Source organism: Serratia sp. SA088, from assembly GCF_049065515.1.
GTDB classification, from domain to species: domain Bacteria; phylum Pseudomonadota; class Gammaproteobacteria; order Enterobacterales; family Enterobacteriaceae; genus Serratia; species Serratia nematodiphila.
This window is the reverse complement of record NZ_JBAKGW010000003.1, coordinates 472,982-492,993: the sequence shown is the minus strand read 5'-3', so window position 1 is coordinate 492,993 and position 20,012 is coordinate 472,982. Positions and strand designations below refer to the sequence as shown.

20 protein-coding genes are annotated in these 20,012 nt (G+C 62.2%); 11 read left to right on the top strand and 9 right to left on the bottom strand.

The window, feature by feature from the left end; translation table 11 throughout:
- Positions 1–74: 74 nt before the first annotated feature.
- Positions 75–1,592, bottom strand: coding sequence for a dGTPase (gene dgt, locus ACOWVD_RS11055; RefSeq protein WP_044029676.1), 1,518 nt, complete (start codon positions 1,590–1,592; stop codon positions 75–77).
- A 129-nt stretch (positions 1,593–1,721) separates the two neighbouring features.
- On the opposite strand from dgt, the gene mtnN reads away from it, so the two are divergent.
- From mtnN to ACOWVD_RS11040, 3 genes are read left to right on the top strand one after another with little or no spacing between them, the layout of a single operon-like run.
- Positions 1,722–2,423 (top strand): 5'-methylthioadenosine/S-adenosylhomocysteine nucleosidase, encoded by a 702-nt coding sequence (mtnN, locus tag ACOWVD_RS11050; RefSeq protein WP_015376665.1) that lies wholly within the window; start codon positions 1,722–1,724, stop codon positions 2,421–2,423.
- A gap of 22 nt (positions 2,424–2,445) precedes the next feature.
- On the top strand, positions 2,446–3,231 hold the full coding sequence (btuF, locus tag ACOWVD_RS11045) for a vitamin B12 ABC transporter substrate-binding protein BtuF (RefSeq protein WP_004932705.1): 786 nt from the start codon (positions 2,446–2,448) through the stop codon (positions 3,229–3,231).
- The gene (locus ACOWVD_RS11040; protein WP_015376663.1) at positions 3,231–3,845 is read left to right on the top strand and encodes a TRIC cation channel family protein; all 615 of its coding nucleotides are present in this window, start codon (positions 3,231–3,233) and stop codon (positions 3,843–3,845) included. The genes btuF and ACOWVD_RS11040 overlap by 1 nt, the downstream gene beginning before the upstream one ends.
- Before the next feature lie 130 nt (positions 3,846–3,975).
- Here ACOWVD_RS11040 and erpA read toward each other — a convergent pair whose 3' ends face one another.
- Both erpA and clcA read right to left on the bottom strand, forming a co-directional pair.
- Positions 3,976–4,320 (bottom strand): iron-sulfur cluster insertion protein ErpA, encoded by a 345-nt coding sequence (erpA, locus tag ACOWVD_RS11035; RefSeq protein ID WP_004932708.1) that lies wholly within the window; start codon positions 4,318–4,320, stop codon positions 3,976–3,978.
- Between the two features lie 89 nt (positions 4,321–4,409).
- Positions 4,410–5,849 carry a H(+)/Cl(-) exchange transporter ClcA gene (gene clcA, locus ACOWVD_RS11030; protein WP_197798698.1) on the bottom strand — a complete coding sequence of 480 codons (1,440 nt, stop codon included), beginning with the start codon at positions 5,847–5,849 and terminating at the stop codon, positions 4,410–4,412.
- A 174-nt stretch (positions 5,850–6,023) separates the two neighbouring features.
- On the opposite strand from clcA, the gene hemL reads away from it, so the two are divergent.
- Complete coding sequence (hemL, locus tag ACOWVD_RS11025; RefSeq protein ID WP_049242056.1) at positions 6,024–7,313, top strand: glutamate-1-semialdehyde 2,1-aminomutase; 1,290 nt, start codon at positions 6,024–6,026, stop codon at positions 7,311–7,313.
- 60 nt (positions 7,314–7,373) lie between these two features.
- Here hemL and ampE read toward each other — a convergent pair whose 3' ends face one another.
- A complete protein-coding gene (gene ampE, locus ACOWVD_RS11020) occupies positions 7,374–8,228 on the bottom strand; it encodes a beta-lactamase regulator AmpE (protein WP_004932714.1) in 855 nt (284 codons plus the stop codon).
- Positions 8,228–8,824 (bottom strand): 1,6-anhydro-N-acetylmuramyl-L-alanine amidase AmpD, encoded by a 597-nt coding sequence (ampD, locus tag ACOWVD_RS11015; RefSeq protein WP_049242053.1) that lies wholly within the window; start codon positions 8,822–8,824, stop codon positions 8,228–8,230. Before ampD ends, ampE begins: the two co-directional genes overlap by 1 nt.
- 84 nt (positions 8,825–8,908) lie before the next feature.
- Between ampD and nadC the strand changes: the two genes are divergently transcribed.
- The 4 genes from nadC (at position 8,909) to hofC (ending at position 13,070) form a co-directional block, all read left to right on the top strand.
- A complete protein-coding gene (gene nadC / locus ACOWVD_RS11010; protein WP_004932717.1) occupies positions 8,909–9,799 on the top strand; it encodes a carboxylating nicotinate-nucleotide diphosphorylase in 891 nt (296 codons plus the stop codon).
- A gap of 189 nt (positions 9,800–9,988) precedes the next feature.
- The gene (ppdD, locus tag ACOWVD_RS11005; protein ID WP_049242050.1) at positions 9,989–10,426 is read left to right on the top strand and encodes a prepilin peptidase-dependent pilin; all 438 of its coding nucleotides are present in this window, start codon (positions 9,989–9,991) and stop codon (positions 10,424–10,426) included.
- A 5-nt stretch (positions 10,427–10,431) separates the two neighbouring features.
- Positions 10,432–11,874, top strand: coding sequence for a type II secretion system protein GspE (gspE, locus tag ACOWVD_RS11000; RefSeq protein WP_342134803.1), 1,443 nt, complete (start codon positions 10,432–10,434; stop codon positions 11,872–11,874).
- Complete coding sequence (gene hofC, locus ACOWVD_RS10995) at positions 11,871–13,070, top strand: protein transport protein HofC (RefSeq protein ID WP_049242047.1); 1,200 nt, start codon at positions 11,871–11,873, stop codon at positions 13,068–13,070. The genes gspE and hofC overlap by 4 nt, the downstream gene beginning before the upstream one ends.
- A gap of 52 nt (positions 13,071–13,122) precedes the next feature.
- Here the strand turns inward: hofC and ACOWVD_RS10990 are convergent, their stop codons facing one another.
- Positions 13,123–14,166 (bottom strand): GMP reductase, encoded by a 1,044-nt coding sequence (locus ACOWVD_RS10990; RefSeq protein ID WP_004932727.1) that lies wholly within the window; start codon positions 14,164–14,166, stop codon positions 13,123–13,125.
- A gap of 362 nt (positions 14,167–14,528) precedes the next feature.
- Between ACOWVD_RS10990 and coaE the strand changes: the two genes are divergently transcribed.
- From coaE to yacG, 3 genes are read left to right on the top strand one after another with little or no spacing between them, the layout of a single operon-like run.
- Positions 14,529–15,143: a dephospho-CoA kinase gene (coaE, locus tag ACOWVD_RS10985; RefSeq protein WP_004932729.1), complete on the top strand. Its 615-nt coding sequence runs from the start codon at positions 14,529–14,531 to the stop codon at positions 15,141–15,143.
- Between the two features lie 5 nt (positions 15,144–15,148).
- On the top strand, positions 15,149–15,901 hold the full coding sequence (gene zapD, locus ACOWVD_RS10980; protein ID WP_004932732.1) for a cell division protein ZapD: 753 nt from the start codon (positions 15,149–15,151) through the stop codon (positions 15,899–15,901).
- A gap of 51 nt (positions 15,902–15,952) precedes the next feature.
- The gene (gene yacG / locus ACOWVD_RS10975) at positions 15,953–16,144 is read left to right on the top strand and encodes a DNA gyrase inhibitor YacG (protein ID WP_004932737.1); all 192 of its coding nucleotides are present in this window, start codon (positions 15,953–15,955) and stop codon (positions 16,142–16,144) included.
- 39 nt (positions 16,145–16,183) lie between these two features.
- Here yacG and mutT read toward each other — a convergent pair whose 3' ends face one another.
- From mutT to secM, 3 genes are all read right to left on the bottom strand, one after another.
- On the bottom strand, positions 16,184–16,588 hold the full coding sequence (gene mutT, locus ACOWVD_RS10970) for an 8-oxo-dGTP diphosphatase MutT (RefSeq protein ID WP_033631788.1): 405 nt from the start codon (positions 16,586–16,588) through the stop codon (positions 16,184–16,186).
- An 80-nt stretch (positions 16,589–16,668) separates the two neighbouring features.
- Complete coding sequence (gene secA / locus ACOWVD_RS10965; RefSeq protein WP_049242045.1) at positions 16,669–19,377, bottom strand: preprotein translocase subunit SecA; 2,709 nt, start codon at positions 19,375–19,377, stop codon at positions 16,669–16,671.
- Between the two features lie 82 nt (positions 19,378–19,459).
- A complete protein-coding gene (gene secM, locus ACOWVD_RS10960) occupies positions 19,460–19,990 on the bottom strand; it encodes a secA translation cis-regulator SecM (RefSeq protein ID WP_076740942.1) in 531 nt (176 codons plus the stop codon).
- Positions 19,991–20,012: the final 22 nt, after the last annotated feature.

Here is a 20,012-nt window from a genome sequence, read left to right as displayed (position 1 = left end):
CAAATATTGTCCGTCTTTACAAAAATCAAGACAGCCAACCGGTTGGAATTGCTGATAATTATTCCTCAGCTTAATTATTCCGCCGCCATTAATCGACGATATTCATCATAGGCATAAAGGTCGGTCATTCCGCTGATATAGTCCTGCAATAAACGCGCGCGGAAATAATATTCCCGAATGGCTTGCTGCTCCGGCGATAAATGCTGCAGCCCTTCTACCGCCTCCGCATACGCCAGCCGATGCTTGGTGGACAGCTTGTGGAACAGGCGCGTTTCGATCGGGTAAGCGCGGTGGCTGTCCTCACGCACCAGCAGGCTGAAGTCCGCCAGCGACATCGCCAACAGCGGGCTGTAAATGTCCAGCAGGCCGCTGATCACCCGGTAGCCTTGCAGCTCGAGCTGTTCGACCTCCGGATGGTTGAACACATGCTTGAACGCCACATTTTTAAATATTTTCAGCAGCCGGTAGGCCGGGCTGGAATCCTCCAGCAGCGCCTGATTGAAGCTGCCCTGATAAACCGCGTCCAGATTGTCGATAAAGCGCTGCGCCGCGTGCGGCACCAGCCGCGCCACGGTAAACACCCGCAGATACATGAAGAACTGATCTTCCGCGCTGCGCCGCGCGCCGCCGCGATCGATCTTGCGAAACGCGCTGGCGACGGTCTTGTCGAACAAATCACCCGGCGCCACCTCGCCCCACTCCTGAATCAGGTGCTGATACAGCTGCTCGACGGTGAAAATGCTCTTCTCCACCGCGTCTTCCAGATCGGCCACGCAGTACGAAATATCGTCGGCGGCCTCCATAATGTAGGTCAGCGGGAAACGATCGAACTCGCCCATATGCAGCTCACGCCGCAGCCGATCGACGAAGGCCTCTTCCGCCAGATAGTAGCCGGGCTTTTTCATCAGATAACTGTGGCTGGCGGGGATGTCGCTCGCCCAGTAGGCCGGGCGGGTGTATTTCAGAATGCAGCCGACCTGCGCGTAGGTCAGGTTGAGCTTGAGCAGGCTGTACACCATGCGGATCGCCTGGGCGTTGCCCTCGAAGTGGCTGAGATCCTGACGGATCCGGCTGCGCAGCCGGTTCAGATCGCTCTCCCCTTCATGCAGGCGCAGCGTCGCCACCTGGCAGCGATCGTGGCTGCCCGGCTCGCTGCCGCAGCTGGCGGGATCGAGCCGCTGGGCAAACCAGTCATTGATCGCCGATTCGCCGAAGTGACCGAACGGCGGATTGCCGATGTCGTGCATCAGGCAGGCCATTTCCACGATGCTTTCAAACGGATCGAGCAGCCGAGTCAGGCCGAGTTCGTCGATCTTCCCCGCCTGTTTGAAGCGGTTGAGGATCTCTTTGGCGATATGGCGCCCGACCTGCTGCACCTCCATCGAGTGCGTCAGGCGGCTGCGCACCGCCGCGTTGCGCTCCAGCGGAAATACCTGAGTTTTTTGCTGCAGACGGCGAATGGCCGCCGAGTTGACGATGCGCCCGCGATCGCTCTCGAACTGCCGCACGATGTCGTACTCTTCCTCGGCCTCGATCGGTTTGCTGAAAGGCCGTTGGAAGCTGATTTTTTGCTTGAAGTCGATCCCGGACATCTGTTTCTCCGCCGTTGCGCCCTGCCCCCGTGATAACAATTCCCGGCGGCGGATGCAACGCATTATCTCTCTTACACAGCCATGATAGACTATGCCGCAATTCTCACGGCCAATCAGCGAGTGTTATTTATGAAAGTAGGCATCATCGGCGCAATGGAGCAGGAAGTCACCCTGCTGCGCGATCAAATCGAAAACCGTCAAACCATCCAGCGCGCGGGCTGCGAAATCTACACCGGCCAGATCGGCGGCGTTGACGTGGCCCTGCTGAAATCCGGCATCGGCAAAGTCTCTGCGGCCATGGGCACCACCCTGTTGCTGGAGCACTGCAGCCCGGACGTGGTGATCAATACCGGCTCCGCCGGCGGCCTGGCCAGCACGCTGCGCGTGGGCGATATCGTGGTGTCGGAAGAAGTGCGCTACCACGACGCCGACGTCACCGCCTTCGGCTACGAGCCGGGCCAGATGGCCGGCTGCCCGGCGGCGTTCGTCGCCGACGACGCGCTGATCGCGCTGGCGGAAAGCTGCATCAAACAGCTGGATCTGCACGCGGTGCGCGGCCTGATCTGCAGCGGTGACGCCTTCATCAACGGCGCCGAACCGCTGGCGCGCATCCGCGCCACCTTCCCGAGCGTCGCCGCCGTGGAAATGGAAGCCGCGGCGATCGCCCACGTCTGCCATCTGTTCGGCACGCCGTTCGTGGTGGTGCGCGCCATTTCCGACGTCGCCGACAGCGAATCGCACATGAGCTTTGACGAGTTCCTGGTGGTAGCGGCCAAGCAGTCCACGCTGATGGTCAACGCCATGCTGCAAACCCTGGCCAAGCGCGGTTGATGTGAGACTGCGCTTCACCTCGATGTTCTGCCTGTTGGCGCTCTGGCTGGCTCTGCCGGCCGGCGCCGCGCAGCGGGTGATCAGCCTGGCGCCCAACGCCACCGAACTCGCCTATGCCGCCGGCATGGGCGATGTGCTGGTGGCGGCGAGCGCCTATTCCGATTACCCGCCGCAGGCCGCCAGGCTGGAGCAGGTGGCCTCCTGGCAGGGCATCAATCTGGAGCGGGTGCTGGCGCTCAAGCCGGATCTGATCCTCGCCTGGCGCGGCGGCAATCCGCAACGCGCGTTGGATCAGCTCGCCGCGTTCGGCATCCCGATCTTCTATGCGGACGCCGACAATCTCGAAGGGATCGCCGGCTTGCTGGACAAGCTGGCGCGCTACAGCCCGCACCCGGACCAGGCGCATCAGGCCGCAGAAGGCCTTCGCCGCCAGTTCGCCGCTCTCAAGCAACAGTACGCCACTAACGTGCCACGCCGCGTGTTGCTGCAGTTCGGCACCCAGCCGCTGTTCACCAGCTCCGGCGCCACGCTGCAAAGCCAGGTGCTGGCGCTGTGCGGCGGGCAGAACGTCTTCGCCGACAGCCGCACCCCTTGGCCGCAGATCAGCCGCGAGCAGGTACTGGCGCGTCAGCCGCAGGCCATCGTCATCACCGGCGGCGCGAAAGAGGCCGCCAATGTGAAAGCCTTCTGGGCGCCGCAGCTGCAGGTGCCGGTGATCGCGCTGAACGAAGACTGGTTCAATCGCGGCGGGCCGCGCCTGCTGTTGGCGGCGCAGCAGCTGTGCCGCCAGTTGGCGGAGATCCGCTGATGCTGGTGTTCTGGCTGGATATTCTCGGCACGGCGGTGTTCGCCGTCTCCGGCGTGCTGCTGGCCGGCAAGCTGCGCATGGATCCGTTCGGCGTGCTGGTATTGGGCGTGGTCACCGCGGTCGGCGGCGGCACCATCCGCGACATGGCGCTGGCCAACGGCCCGGTATTCTGGGTCAAGGATCCCACCGATCTGGTGGTGGCGATGATCACCTGCGTCTTGACGCTGCTGCTGGTGCGCCAGCCGCGCCGCCTGCCGAAGTGGGTGCTGCCGGTGCTGGACGCCGTCGGGCTGGCGGTGTTCGTCGGCATCGGCGTCAACAAGGCCTTCGCGGCCGGCACCGGCCCGCTGGTGGCGATCTGCATGGGGGTGATCACCGGCGTCGGCGGCGGCATTATCCGCGACGTGCTGGCGCGCGAGATCCCGATGATCCTGCGCACCGAAATTTACGCCACCGCCTGCATCATCGGCGGCATCGTGCACGCCACGGCGTTTTACACCTTCAATATGCCGCTGCAACAGGCCATGATGCTGGGCATGCTCATTACCCTGGCCATTCGGCTGGCGGCCATTCGTTGGCATCTCAAGCTGCCCGCCTTTATTCTCGAACGCTGAGCCGCCGCGCATCACTCACGGCCGGCCGGCCGGCGCAGGAGAACGGCACGGCAGTGATCCTCGTGGAAGGGTAGGCATAAAAAAACCCGCCGGCCGTAAGGCGAGCGGGTTGATATTCCGGCAGGCAAACTCAGATGCTGAACGACGAACCGCAACCGCAGGTGGTTTTGGCATTCGGGTTGGTCACCACAAAGCGCGATCCTTCCAGCCCTTCGGTGTAGTCCACCGAACCGCCGACCAGGTACTGCAGGCTCATCGGATCGACCACCAGCGCCACGCCCTGCTTCTCGATGGTCATATCGCCATCGTTGACCTTGTCGTCAAAAGTGAAGCCGTACTGGAATCCGCTGCAGCCGCCGCCGGTAATATAAACCCGCAACTTCAGGTTCGGGTTTTCTTCGTCAGCAATCAGGAACTTAACCTTGTTTGCTGCTGCCTCGGTAAATTGCAGGGGCAGTGCCGTTTGATCACTCATACTCTTTACTCCCAACATTGTTCAGCATCAGATCGCGACTATGGCTGCCTGATTAATATTAACGATTATCCGATACCTGAGTGTTGCGTTCAAGTATTCACCGCATTTGTTGTATTTTCCTTACTTGTTTTCTGCGCCGCCTCCCGCGCCAGCTGCGCCTCCTGCTTTTGCAGCGTGCGGGCCAGGATCGACGAATACAGCGGCTTGCCGCCGAGCAGCTGCGCCACCACCGTGGCGCCGAGGCAGGTGATGATCATCGGTAAAATAAGTTGGTAGTTGTCGGTCATTTCCAGCACCAGCACGATGCCGGTCAGCGGGGCGCGCACCGTGGCGGCGAACAGCGCCCCCATGCCGGCGATGGCGAAGGTGCCCGCCTCGATGCCGTACTGCGGGAACAGATGCGCCCCCGCCAGCCCGAAGGCGGTGCCGAACAGCGTGCCCAACGCCAGCATCGGCGCGAAGATGCCGCCCGGCGCGCCGGAACCGAAGCACAGCAGCGTGGTGAAGATGCGGGTGATAAAGATAAACATCAACATGCCGACGCTGTAGTTGCCCGCCGCGGCGATCGGGATCAGCCCAAAGCCGCCGCCCGCTGCCTCCGGCTGGATCAGCCCCAGAATGCCGCACACGCCGCCGAGCAGCCCGCCCATCAGCAAGACATTGCGCATTCTGCCGCCGTGCAGGCGCGCGAACATGTCCTGGGTGCGGAAGATCAGCGCGTTGAAACCCACGCCCACCGCGCCGAAGATTGCCCCCAACACCAGATAGAGCCACAGGGTATTGATGGGCGCCGAAGAAAGTTTGTCGACCGCGATCACCGCCCCCTGGCCGTTAAACAGCTGGAACACCACGCTCGACATGATAACGCCGATAAACACCGCTTTAATCGAGATCAGGTTGTAGCGGAACTGCGGCCGCATCTCTTCGATGATGAACAGGATGCCGGCCAGCGGCGCGTTGAACGCGGCGGACAACCCGGCGGCGGCCCCGGTCGCCAGCAATGTATGACGCGCCTCGGCGCCGCGAATGCGCAGCACGTCCAATACCATACGCCCGACGTTGCCGCCCATCTGCACCGTGGGCCCTTCGCGCCCCAGCACCATGCCCGCCCCCAGCGTGCCCATGCCACCGATGAATTTCACCGGGATCACGCGCCACCAGCGTACCGGCCGCAGCTCTTCCAGCGCGCCTTCGATTTCCGGAATACCCGAGCCGCCCGCCTCAGGCGCAAAGCGCCGCACCAGGTAATAGCCCAGCGCCGCCAGCGCGGCGGACAGGATAAACGCCAGCGGCCACACCAGAAGCCAGGAGTCGGCGACCTGCGCCAGCGAAGCCAGCCGCTGCTGCTGCACCCACTCCACCGCTTTATCGAAGGCCACGCCGAGCAAACCGGCCAGCGCCCCCACCAGCGCGGCCATCACCAGGATCGCCACCGGGGTTTTATCGCGGCGAATAAACTGACGCACCGCATCGCTGCGGCTAAGACGCGGGCTCAACGTCCCGACGAGCTGTGATTGTGATTCTGTCATCGCGAGTGATTCGTCAGGTAATTTGTAATACAAATAGGCAGAGCGATAATTCTACCCCAACCTGGCGGCGGACGCTGCCGTTAATGGTATCTGACTGTGATCGTTTCATAACGCGGCGCTCTCCTCTAGAATAGCGCGGTCAAATCATTCAAAAGAGAATCCAGGAGCCGATTTATGAGCCTACACAGCAAGTCCGAAAGTCTGTACGCCCAGGCGCAACAGTTGATCCCCGGCGGGGTAAACTCTCCGGTGCGTGCATTCACCGGCGTGGGCGGTGTGCCGCTGTTTATCGAGCGGGCAGACGGGGCTTACCTGTTCGATGCCGACGGCAAGGCCTATATCGACTATGTCGGTTCCTGGGGGCCGATGGTGCTGGGGCATAACCACCCGGCGATCCGCGACGCGGTAATCGAAGCGGCGCAGCGCGGCCTGAGCTTCGGCGCGCCGACCGAGATGGAAGTCAAAATGGCGCAGCTGGTCACTGAGCTGGTGCCGACGATGGATATGGTGCGCATGGTGAACTCGGGCACCGAAGCCACCATGAGCGCCATCCGCCTGGCGCGCGGCTACACCAACCGCGATAAAATCATCAAGTTCGAAGGCTGCTATCACGGCCACGCCGACTGCCTGCTGGTGAAAGCCGGCTCCGGCGCGCTGACCCTCGGCCAGCCGAACTCACCGGGCGTGCCGGCCGACTTCGCCAAGCACACTCTGACCTGCACCTATAACGATCTGGATTCGGTGCGCGCCGCCTTCGAACAGTACCCGTCCGAAATCGCCTGTATCATCGTCGAGCCGGTCGCCGGCAACATGAACTGCGTGCCGCCGCTGCCGGAATTCCTGCCGGGCCTGCGCGCCCTGTGCGACAAGTACGGCGCGCTCTTGATCATCGACGAAGTGATGACCGGCTTCCGCGTCGCGCTGGCCGGCGCGCAATCCTATTACGGCGTCGAGCCTGATCTGACCTGCCTCGGCAAAATCATCGGCGGCGGCATGCCGGTGGGCGCCTTCGGCGGCCGTCGCGAGGTGATGGAGGCGCTGGCGCCGACCGGCCCGGTCTACCAGGCCGGCACCCTGTCCGGCAACCCGATCGCCATGGCGGCGGGCTACGCTTGTTTGACCGAAGTCTCACAGGTCGGCGTGCACCAGACGCTGACCGAACTGACCGAGATGCTGGCCGCTGGCCTGCTGCACGCGGCGCAGGAGGAGAATATTCCGCTGGTGGTCAACAACGTCGGCGGCATGTTCGGCCTGTTCTTCACCGACGCGCCGGCGGTCACCTGCTACCAGGACGTGATGCAGTGCGACGTGGAACGCTTCAAGCGCTTCTTCCACCTGATGCTGGAAGAAGGGGTGTATCTGGCGCCGTCCGCCTTCGAAGCGGGCTTCATGTCCGTGGCGCACAGCAAGGAAGACATTCAGCGCACCATCGACGCCGCGCGTCGCTGCTTCGCCAAGCTGTAATCCCGGCCGAATGGCCAAAAAAACGGGCGCCGAGGCGCCCGTTTTGTTTTTCGCAGCTGCTTAAAGCAGCGTGCCGTAAATGGTCAACAGCGCCACCACCACCACGATGATCATCGTCACCTTGCGCGCCAGCGTCACCGCCGCCCGCGGCGTTTGCACCGGATCCATATGCGGATCGCGCGCCAGCGAGAATTGCGCCAGCCGCGTCAGCACCTGATACGACGACGAATGCCGATCCCCCAGCGAGGCGAACCAGGCCGGCAGCGCGCGTTCACCGTGGCCAAACAGCGCGTAGGCCACTCCAGCCAAACGCACCGGGATCCAGTCCAGCCAGTTCAGCAGGTGATCGATGCCCGATTGCGAACGCTCCAGCGGCGTATTGTGGCGCGCCAGCCAGGTTTGATAGGCGCGCAGAAAGGCATACCCCGCCAGCGCGATCGGCCCGTACGGCCCAAAGACCACAAACCAGAACAGCGGCGCCAGGTAATAACGGAAGTTAATCCACAGCAGCGCGTTTTGCAGCTCGCGCAGGCGCAGCTCTTCGCTGCAGTCCACCGGCAAGCCGTGGATCAACGCCAGCTCTTCCGCCATCTGATCGCTGGCGTGGATATCCCCCTGTCGCGCCGCTTTCAGGTAGGCGCGGTAGTGTTTGCGCTTGATGCCGGCGCCGACGCACAGCAGATCGATGACGATCCACAGCAGCAGCGTCACCACGCCGAAGAACAGCCCGTGCGACAACCACAGAACGCCCCAGACGATCACCATCCAGGCGGCGGTCATCGCCAGCGTCTGCGCCAGCGAAACCCGATGCAGCCGCTGAAATACCACTTCGAGGCGATGATCCAGCTGCCAGTGTTCTCCCAGCTTGAACAGGCGCTCCCAGGCCAAAACCAGCAACAGCGTAAACAGCGTCATTAGCGATTCCTCTCCCTTTTTCTTGTCTCAAGCATAGCGTCGGCGGGCGCGCCGCGTTGTTCCAGAGATGCCAGATAGCGATCCCAATCGAACGCCGGCCCGGGATCGGTCTTGCGGCCGGGGGCGATATCGCAATGCCCGGCGATATTGGACGCCAGCGGCGGATAATGTTCGGCCAGCAGCACGGTGACCGCCTGCAGCGTGCGATATTGCGCTTCGGTGTAGGGTAACTGGTCAGTCCCTTCCAGCTCGATGCCGATGGAGAAATCGTTGCACCGATCGCGCCCCTGATACAGGGAAACGCCCGCGTGCCAGGCGCGCTGGTCGAAGGGCACATACTGCACTATCGCCCCGTCGCGGCGAATCAGGCAATGCGCCGACACCCGCAGCTGATGGATATCGGCGAAATAAGGGTGCTGCGCAGGGTCGAGCGTGCCGGTGAACAGTTGGTCGATATAGGGGCCGCCGAACTCGCCGGGCGGCAAGCTGATGTTGTGGATGACCAGCAGCGAGGGCGGCTCGTCATCCGGGCGCCGATCGCAGTGCGGCGAGAGCACTCGCGTCGCCCCGACAATCCAGCCATTTTCCAACTGCATCAGACACCTCTCTGCGGTGGTACTTATTCCTGCAACAGAGTAGCATGTTCCCCTACGATCTAACCGTCCATTTCGGAGTTTTCCATGCCGACACGCCGCTACAGTGCCGACAGTCGCCGCACCGAGCTTCTTGAACGAATTGAAAGTGATATTCCCTATGCCGTCGCCCAGGCGCTGCGCGAAGACCTGGGGGGTGAAGTCGACGCCGGACGCGATATTACCGCGCAATTGTTACCGGCAGACAAACAGGCCGAAGCCACCGTCATCACCCGCGAAGCCGGCGTGTTCTGTGGTCGCCGCTGGCTGAACGAAGTCTTTATTCAGTTGGGCAATCAGGTGCAGGTGGAGTGGCTGGTGGCGGACGGCGACCGTCTGACGCCGAACCAACCGCTCTGCCGGCTGCGCGGCCCGGCGCGGGTGATGCTGACCGGCGAGCGCACCGCGCTGAACTTCGTGCAGACGCTTTCCGGCGTGGCGACCGAGGTCAGCCGCTATGTGGCCCTGCTGGAAGGCACCCGGACTCGCCTGCTCGATACCCGCAAGACCTTACCCGGCCTGCGCACCGCGCTGAAATACGCCGTGCTGTGCGGGGGCGGCAGCAACCACCGGCTGGGGCTGTCCGATGCCTTCCTGATCAAGGAAAACCACATTATCGCCTCCGGCTCGATCAAGAACGCGGTGGAAAAAGCCTTCTGGCTGCACGCCGACGTGCCGGTGGAAGTGGAAGTCGAGTCGCTCGATGAACTGCAGCAGGCGCTGGATGCCGGCGCCGATATCATCATGCTGGACAACTTCAGCGTAGAGATGATGCGTCAGGCGGTCGCCCAAACCCAGGGCCGCGCCCAGCTGGAAGTGTCCGGCAATGTCACCCGCGAGACGCTGCGCACCTTCGCCGAAACCGGCGTGGATTACATTTCGGTCGGCGCGCTGACCAAGCATGTGACCGCGCTCGATCTGTCGATGCGCTTCAAATGATCCCCTCGCCCCCGGCCGCTGCCGGGGGCGTTACCGTAAAATTGCGAACCCCCTCTCACCGTTTTTTTCACCGCTGCAAACCACATCATTACTGATGGAAGCGCGCCGAGAAACGCGTAACCGCCCCTCGCCGTGCCCCCGAGCAAGCCGCTACCGTTGTCTTCCACACCCCAATGGAGGAAACAACGCATGGAAACACAACGCGGCTTTACCCTGATAGAACTGATGGTGGTGATCGCCATCATCGCCATCCTCAGCGCCATCGGCATTCCCGCCTACCAGCGCTACATCCAGAAAGCAGCGATGACCGACATGCTGCAAACCATGGCGCCGTATAAAATGGCGGTCGAGCTGTGCGTACTGGACGAAGGCGCGCCCGCCGGCTGCGAGGCCGGCAGCAAAGGCATTCCCACCGGCGGCACGTCGCGCTATGTCAGCGGGGTGAAAGTCGTCAAAGGCGTGATCACGCTGACCGGCAGCCAAACGCTACAGGGCCTGGCGGTGGCATTAACCCCCAAGTCGAACGCCGATGGGCTGACCCGCTGGACCCGGCTGTGCAGCAGCGAAAACGCGACGCTGGTTGAGGTGTGCCAGGAAGTCTTCCGCTTCGACAACGCGGCGGAGTAATGGCGATGAACGCGCAAATCAGCGAAGAGGTTCACGCCCTGTGCCGGCGCTATCAGGCGCTGGCGCTGAGCGAAGACCCGACCACCCTGACGGTCGCGCTCAGCGAAGAAGCGCCGCAGGGGCTGCTGGCGGCGCTGCGTTTCGCCACCGGCAAGCGCATACATTTGGAACAATGGCCGGCGGCCAGGCTGGAGATGGCGCTGAACCAACACCACGAGCCGCTCCCGGCGCCGTTGACGGCCGAAGAGGATACGACCGACATCGCCTATCCCGACGACGGCGATGCGCCGGTGGTACAGTTCATCAACCAGACGCTGCGCCTGGCCATTCAGCGCCGCGCCTCGGACATTCACTTTGAGCCCTTTCGGCAGCATTTTCGCATTCGCCTGCGCATCGACGGCGTGCTGCAAACCCTTGCCTCACCGCCGCCGCAGCTGGCTGCGCGCCTCATCGCCCGGCTGAAGATCCTCGGCCAACTGGATATCGCCGAGCGCCGTCAACCTCAGGACGGGCAGCTCAGCCTGACGCTGGACAGCGCGCGCTATGCCACGCGCATCGCCACCCTGCCGACGTTGCACGGCGAAAAGGTGGTGCTGCGCGTTCAGCAGGGCGAGCAGCAAGAGCTGCCGCTGGATCAACTGGGCATGAGCCGGACGGATCTGGCGCGCTACGCGGCAGCGTTGGCCTGCCCGCAAGGTTTGATCCTGGTGACCGGCCCGACCGGCAGCGGCAAGACGGTAACGCTGTACAGCGGGCTGCGCCAGCTGAATGATGCGCAAAGCAACCTGTGCAGCGTCGAGGATCCGGTCGAGATCCCGCTGTTCGGCGTCAATCAGACCCAGATCAACGCCAAAACCGAGCTGAACTTCACCCGAGTGCTGCGTGCCCTGCTGCGCCAGGATCCGGACGTCATCATGATCGGCGAGATCCGCGATGCGGAAACCGCCGAGATCGCGGTCAAGGCCGCGCAAACCGGCCACCTGGTGCTGTCGACGCTGCATACCAACTCCACGGCTGAAACCCTGACGCGGCTGATGCACATGGGTATCCCCGGCTACCTGCTCGCCGGCTGCCTGAAGCTGGTCGTCGCCCAGCGGCTGGTGCGCAGGCTGTGTCGCCACTGCCGCTACCCGCAAAGCCAGCCGGCGCATTTTCCCACCGCGCTCTGGCCGGAACCGCTGACCGCCTGGCGCGCCGACGGCTGCGAGCACTGCTTCGGCGGCTATTATGGGCGCATCGGCGTGTATGAACTGTTGGCCATTACGCCGGAAATTCAGGCGGCATTGCTGGCGAACGCCGCACCCAGTCTGCTGGCGGATATCGCCCGCGAACAGGGGCAGCTTTCGCTGCTGCAGGCGGGTCTGGCGCTGGCCGCCGAAGGCACGACCTCGCTGGAAGAACTGTACCGCGTGATCGACGTCGTCCAGCCCGGCGTAACCACGCCATGAAAGCGCGCCGGTTGTTTCTGTGGCAGGCTTTCGACGCTCACGGCACCTTACGCCGCGGCGAACTGATGAGCGAGGAAAAACGGCAGGTGAGCCGGCTGCTGATCGAACAAGGCCTGCAACCTTGGCGGATCGGGCACGGTAAACGCGTCACGCCCGGCCAATGGCGCGGAGAACCCTTAATCCACTTCACCCGCCAGCTCGCTACCCTGTTGCAGGCCGGGCTGCCGCTGGTCAATACGCTGCAGCTTCTGGCGGCAGAGCACCCTTCGGCAGCCTGGCGCTGCCTGCTGCGCCAGCTGGCCGACCAGGTGCGCGAAGGGCAGCCGCTCTCCGAAAGCCTTGCCGCACAACCAAGCGTTTTTCCACTGATCTATCGCCAACTGATCGCCATCGGCGAACTGACCGGCAACCTCGATCGCTGCTGCCTGCAGCTGGCGCAACAACAAGAGGCCCAGTTGCTGCTGCGCCGCAAGGTGACCAAAGCGCTGCGTTATCCCCTCTTCATCTGCGCGGTGGCGCTGCTGGTCAGCGTGCTGATGCTGGTGATGGTGCTGCCGGAATTTGCCAAGGTTTATCAGTCGTTCGATGCGCAGCTGCCCTGGTTTACCCAAGGATTATTGGGGTTGTCCGCGCTGCTGATCGCCGTAGGCCCCTATTTGGCGCTGCTGCTCGGCGCGTTGCTGTTCGGCTACTGCCGCTGGCTGCATCCGCGCCCTCCGTGGCGCCAACGCGAACAGGCCGCCTTGCTGCGCCTGCCGCTGATTGCCCGGCTGGTGAGCGGCGGCGCGCTGAGCCAAACATTTCGTATCCTGACCATGACCCAACGCGCGGGGCTGACGCTGGTGGAAGGTTTGAACGCGGCGGCGCTGGCGGCGGATCATCCGCTGTACCGGCAGGCGCTGGAGCAGGTGCAACGGCAGATCGCCGAAGGCGAAGCGTTTCATCAGGCCCTGGGTTTGCAACCGCTGTTTCCGCCACTGTGCCGGCAGCTGGTGCGGGTGGGCGAGGAGTCCGGTTCGCTGGACGCCTTGCTGGATAAGTTGGCGCAGTGGTATGAACGGCAGACGCACGAGCTGGCCGATACGCTGACGCAAACGCTGGAGCCGCTGTTGATGCTGGTAGTGGGCGGGATTGTCGGCGCTTTGGTGATCGCCATGTATCTGCCTATCTTTCAACTGGGCAGCGTGCTGGGATAAAGAAGAGGATAGCGGGCGCCGCGGTGCGCGGCGCCCGAATGCAAGCTGCGGCTTATTTGCTGCCGAAGACGCGGTTTTCCTGCTCCGCCACGCGGATAAAGGTGGTGCGCTTGGTCAGCTCTTTCAGGCGCTCGGCGCCGACGTAGGTGCAGGCGGAACGCAAGCCGCCGAGGATATCGCGCACGGTGAACTCCACCTCGCCGCGCAGCGGCAGCTTGACGGTTTTGCCTTCGGCCGCGCGATACTCTGCTACGCCGCCGACGTGGCGCTTCATCGCCGACTCAGAGCTCATGCCGTAGAACAGCATGAACTTCTCGCCGTTCTCTTCCACCACGGTGCCTTCGCACTCGTCGTGGCCGGCCAGCATGCCGCCCAGCATCACAAAGTCCGCGCCGCCGCCGAAGGCTTTGGCGACATCGCCCGGCACCGAGCAGCCGCCGTCGCTGACGATTTGGCCGCCCAGCCCATGGGCCGCGTCGGCGCATTCGATCACCGCCGACAGCTGCGGATAGCCCACGCCGGTCTTCACGCGGGTGGTGCATACCGACCCCGGGCCGATGCCGACTTTAACGATGTCGGCGCCGGAGAGGATCAACTCTTCCACCATCTCGCCGGTTACCACGTTGCCGGCGCAGATGACGTGATTCGGGCAGGCTTCGCGCGCTTTCTGCAGGAAGGCGACGAAGTGTTCGGAGTAGCCGTTGGCCACGTCGATACAGATGAATTTCAGCGCCGAAGACAGGGCCAGGATCTGCTGCATTTTGGCGAAGTCGGCTTCGGAGGTGCCGGTGGACACCATCACGTGGCGCAGCACCGATTCCGGCATGCGCTGCACGAAGTCAGCCCATTGCTCGACGCTGTAATGTTTGTGTACGGCGGTGAGAACGTCGAAAGAAGCCAGGGCCTCGGCCATGCGGAAGGTGCCCACCGTGTCCATGTTGGCGGCGATAATCGGCACGCCGGACCAGCTGCAACCTGAATGCTTGAAGGTAAACTGACGTTCCAGTTCAACCTCGGAGCGGCTTTTCAGCGTGGAACGCTTAGGGCGGATCAACACGTCTTTAAAGCCCAACTTCAAATCTTCTTCAATACGCATGACTTATGATTTCCTGGTTAATGGCGACGGATCGCAAGGAGGATATTCGAACCTCTACCCGACGGCTTTCCAGTGGCGCAAAAAGACGGCGGCGAGATTAATGCCAGTTCCAGTGACGTTATAATACGCGCTAATAATCGCCGAACAAGACTGCGAATTCGCCTTTATTTACGCTACAATCCGACAAATTTACCTGCATAATCGCAGTGTGATTGCCCGCTCATTTTTGCCGTGCCGCTGCGTTTTTTCTCGCCACCCAATCGGTGCCGATGCGCAAGCGCCGCCTGCCGACTTGCACTTCTGCGCGATCGCTTTATGATTCGACTATTATTTTTTTATGAACATCGGATGCACCTAACACCATGGCCTACATTGTTGCGTTGACCGGGGGCATAGGCAGCGGCAAGACGACCGTCGCGAACGCCTTTGCGCGCCACGGCGCAACCCTTGTCGATGCCGACGTGATCGCCCGTCAGGTCGTCGAGCCGGGCACCCCTGCCTTGGCCGCGATCGCCGAACGATTTGGTAATGAAATGTTGCTGCCGGACGGTGCGTTGGATCGCGCTGCGCTGCGTCAGCGCATCTTCAGCCATCCCGATGACAAAACCTGGCTGAACCAGCTGCTGCACCCGCTGATACACCGAGAAACCCAGCGCCAACTGGCGCAGGCCACCAGCCCGTACGCGCTGTGGGTGGTGCCGCTGCTGGTGGAAAACCGCCTGCAGGATCGCGCCGATCGGGTGCTGGTGATCGACGTCGACGCCGAAACCCAGCTGGCTCGCACCATCGCGCGCGACGGCGTAAGCCGTGAGCAAGCGCAGAGCATTCTCGCCGCCCAGGCCACGCGCCAGCAGCGCCTCGCCGTGGCGGATGACATTATTGACAACAGCGGCGCCGCTCAGGGGATAGAGCCACAGGTCGCCGCTCTGCATCGTCGCTACCTTGAACTGGCGGCAACAGCGCCCCAACAGGATTAAACTGCATGAGTGATGTTTCCCCAACCGTTCTCTTTGAACACCCGCTGAACGAGAAGATGCGCACCTGGCTGCGCATCGAATTCCTGCTGCAACAGCTGCACGGCCAACGCGCCCTGAGTGAAACCGCCATCGCCCTCACCTTCTTTCGCACCGTCTCCGACTTGCTGGACGTGCTGGAGCGCGGCGAAGTGCGCACCGAACTGCTCAAAGAGCTGGAGCGCCAGCAGCAGAAACTGTTGGCCTGGGCCGATGTGCCGGGCGTGGATATGGCGCTGATCGACCAGCTGCGCGGCCAGCTGAAGTCGCGCTCATCGGCGCTGATGGCGGCGCCGCGCCTCGGCCAGGCGCTGCGCGAAGATCGGCTGATCGGCCTGGTGCGTCAGCGGCTGAACATTCCTGGCGGTTGCTGCAGCTTCGATCTGCCGACCCTGCACATGTGGATGCACGCGCCGCAGCAAGATCGCGATGCCGACGTCGCCGCCTGGCTGCAGTCGCTGGATCCGCTGAACCAGGCGCTGATCATGGTGTTGGATCTGATCCGCCAATCCGGGCCGTTCCGCAATCAAATCAGCCTGAACGGTTTTTTCCAGGACAACGCCGAAGGGGCGGATCTGCTGCGCCTGCGCCTCCATCTGGCGCCGCAGCTTTATCCGCAGATTTCCGGCCATAAGACGCGTTATGCTATTCGTTTCCTGCCGCTGGACAGCGAACATGGCGCGGTGCCTGAACGCCTGACGTTCGAACTGGCCTGTTGTTGAACTTATGAAAGAAAGCCTTCTCAGTATTGTCAGAAGGCGTAAGGAACCGTTATGACGACCGTAGTAAAATGCCCAACCTGTGGCACCGGCGTGGTTTGGGGTGAAGTCAGTCCATTCCGGCCGTTTTGCAGCAAACGCTGCCAGCTGATCGATCTCGGCGAGTGGGCCGATGAAGAGAAGCGCATTCCGAGCAACAGCGATCTGTCGGAAAGCGAAGACTGGAGCGAAATGGACGATCGCTGATCGCCCGCTGTTGGCCTGGCGGACGCCAGGCCAAACTGGTTATTGCGCGGCGTTCGCCTGTGCCACCAGCAGCTGAATAATGCCGACGTTGGCTTCCGGGAACTCGTCTTCACGCAGGTCCGCCTGTTTTACCCAGCGCATCGGTTGCCCCTCACGGCCGAACGGCTCACCCGCCCAGGCTTCTACCAGATAAAAATTCAGCGTCACGATGCGATCGCTGAAGCGGTGCTCCACCACCTCCAGCAGTTCGGCGCGTTCGGCTTCGATACCGGTCTCTTCCCGCAGCTCGCGGCTCAACGCCTGTTCCGGCGTTTCACCCTGTTCGATCTTACCGCCGGGAAACTCCCAGAATCCGGCCATGTGCGCATCGGCGGCGCGGCGGGTAATAAAGATCTCCTGTTGAGCATTGCGGATAATGCCCACGGCGATATTCAGATGTTTCATCTCACCCTCCTGATGGGTGCCAAAAAACAGGGGCTCAGCAAGCTGAACCCCTGGGTGTTATCGGTTAACCGCGGCCGGCATTACTGCAGGCGGCCGTGGCACTGCTTGTATTTCTTGCCGGAACCGCATGGGCAAGGATCGTTGCGCCCCACTTTACGCTCGGCAGTCGCCGGCGCGTTCGGATCTTCAGTCACCAGCGCGTTCTCGTCGTGGTGGCTCAGCTGTTGCTGCTGCGCCAGACGCTCGGCCTCTTCACGGCGCTGCTGTTCCAGCGCTTCCACCTCTTCCGGCATCCGCACCTGTACCTTGCTCAGCACGCTGATCACTTCATATTTCAGCGATTCCAGCATAGTGGCGAACATGTTGAAGGATTCACGCTTGTACTCCTGCTTCGGATCCTTCTGCGCGTAACCGCGCAGGTGGATACCCTGGCGCAGGTAGTCCATCGCCGCCAGATGCTCTTTCCACAGGGAATCCAGCGTCTGCAGCATCACGCCCTTCTCGAAGTTGCGCATCATCTCGCTGCCGACCACTTCTTCCTTACGCTGATACTGCTCTTTGGCGTTCTCCAGAATGCGTTCGCGCAGCGTCTCTTCGTGCAGCTCCGGCTCTTTGTCCAGCCACTGGGCGATCGGCATCTCCAGATCGAAGTCGTTCTTCAGGCGCTCTTCCAGCCCCTGAATGTCCCACTCTTCTTCCAGCGACTGCGGCGTGATGTAGTTGTCGATGGTGCTCTTGAACACGTCCTCGCGGATGCTGGCGATGGTTTCGCTCACGTCGGACACGTCCAGCAATTCGTTGCGTTGGCTGTAGATGGCGCGGCGCTGATCGTTGGCGACGTCATCGTACTCCAGCAGCTGCTTACGGATGTCGAAGTTGCGGCTCTCTACCTTACGCTGGGCATTGGCGATCGCCTTGGTCACCCACGGGTGCTCAATCGCTTCGCCTTCTTTCATGCCCAGTTTACGCATCATGCCGGACACGCGATCCGAGGCGAAGATACGCATCAGGGCATCTTCCATCGACAGATAGAAGCGGGATGAACCGGCGTCGCCCTGACGACCGGAACGGCCGCGCAGCTGGTTATCGATACGGCGCGATTCATGGCGCTCGGTGCCGATGATATGCAGGCCGCCCGCCGCCAGCACCGCGTCGTGGCGCTCTTTCCAGGCGGCTTTGATGGCTTCGATCTGCTCTTCGGTCGGCGCTTCCAGCAGCGCCACTTCGGCCTGCCAGCTGCCGCCCAGCACGATATCAGTACCACGACCCGCCATGTTGGTGGCGATGGTTACCGCACCGCTCTGGCCGGCCTGGGCGACGATGTCCGCTTCCATGGCGTGGAATTTGGCGTTCAGCACCTTGTGGTCGATGCCCGCTTTGGTCAGCTCACGGGACACCACTTCGGATTTCTCGATCGAGATGGTACCCACCAGCACCGGTTGGCCTTTGGCGGTACGCTCGCGGATGTCCTCGATGATGGCGTCGATCTTCTCTTTCTCGGTCATGTACACCAGATCCGGCATGTCCTTACGGATCATCGGACGGTTGGTTGGCACCACGATGGTGTCCAGCTTGTAGATCGAGCTGAATTCGAAGGCTTCGGTATCGGCGGTACCGGTCATCCCGGCCAGCTTCTCGTACAGACGGAAGTAGTTCTGGAAGGTGATCGAAGCCAGCGTCTGGTTCTCGTTCTGGATCTCCACGCCTTCTTTGGCTTCCACCGCCTGGTGCAGGCCATCGGACCAACGGCGGCCCTGCATGGTGCGGCCGGTGTGCTCATCGACGATGATCACTTCGCCGTCTTTCACGATGTAGTCAACGTCGCGGGTGAACAGCACGTGGGCGCGCAGCGCGGCGGTAACGTGGTGCATCAGCATGATGTTGGTCGGCGAGTACAGCGATTCGCCTTCATCCATGATGCCGGCTTCCACCAGCATCTCTTCGATCAGGATCAGGCCGCGTTCGGTCAGGTGGACCTGGCGCGCCTTCTCATCCACCGAGAAGTGCCCTTCACCCTTGAAGGTGTCGGAGTCTTCTTTTTCCTGGCGGATCAGTTTAGGGATCAGCTTGTTGACCTTGATGTACATCTCGGAGCTGTCTTCGGCCGGGCCGGAGATGATCAGCGGCGTACGCGCTTCATCGATCAGGATGGAGTCCACCTCATCCACCAGCGCATAGTGCAGTTTGCGCTGCACGCGCTCTTCCGGGCTGAACGCCATGTTGTCGCGCAGGTAGTCGAAGCCGTATTCGTTGTTGGTGCCGTAGGTGATGTCGGCGGCGTAAGCTTCACGCTTGGCCGGCGCCGGCATGCCCGGCAGGTTGATGCCGATGCTCAGGCCGAGGAACTCGAACAGCGGGCGGTTGTTTTCGGCGTCACGCTGCGCCAGATAGTCGTTGACGGTCACCACGTGCACGCCGCGGCCGCTCAGGGCGTTCAGGTAGGCCGGCAGCGTCGCGGTCAGGGTTTTACCTTCACCGGTACGCATCTCGGCGATGCAGCGGTCGTTCAGCACCATGCCGCCCAGCAGCTGCACGTCGAAGTGACGCATGCCGAACACGCGCTTGCTCGCCTCACGCACCACGGCGAAGGCTTCCGGGATCAGGCTTTCCAGCGACTCGCCTTTTTCCAGGCGTGCGCGGAACTCGTTGGTTTTCGCTTTCAGCTCGTCATCGGACAGTTTTTCCATGTCCGGTTCCATGCGGTTGATCTGCTCAACCACTTTGCGCATGCGGCGCAGGGTACGATCGTTACGGCTGCCAAAAACTTTGGTTAATAATTTCACTAACATGATGTTTGATATCTCTGTCATGACGGCCGAATGCGGCAGTCAACTTGCTATTATTTATGGTTTTTATGCCCTAAGGGCGGAGTCAGACGAGAACGACGGGCCCGGCGCGAATGCCTTGCACCTGAGCCACCCACAGGCCGGTCTGGTGCCGCGCCAGCGTTGGCAGCACCTCAAGGTGGGTGTGGCGAATGATGGTCGGCGGCTTCGGCTCATGCGTCAGCAGCGCATTGAGGGTAGACAGCAGCGCCAGTTGCGCTACCTGCAAAGGCGGTTCCGCTTCGGCTTCGCTCTCCTGTACCCGCGCATAAACCGCCTGCGGCGCCAACGCGAAAGAGAGGTGACGAATGACGGTGCGCAGTGCATGCTGCTGCCAATAATCTACGCTGAAGGTAGGGCGGCGGTGCGCGTCCTGCAGCAGGGCCAGGCTGGTGAAGGTGCCGTTGGCCGAATTTTGCCGGTTAAGGCTGGACGACGTATTCGGCAGTGCGGCCTGATCGGGAGCGCCGGACAAATTGGAAGACGCGCCAAGCGTGGCCGCAACCATCCCTAACAGGAGATGGGGCCAGAAATAACGTCTGCCAAATTGTCGCCAACGATTTAGAATACCGATCACGAGTTTATAATCCGCCGGAGCC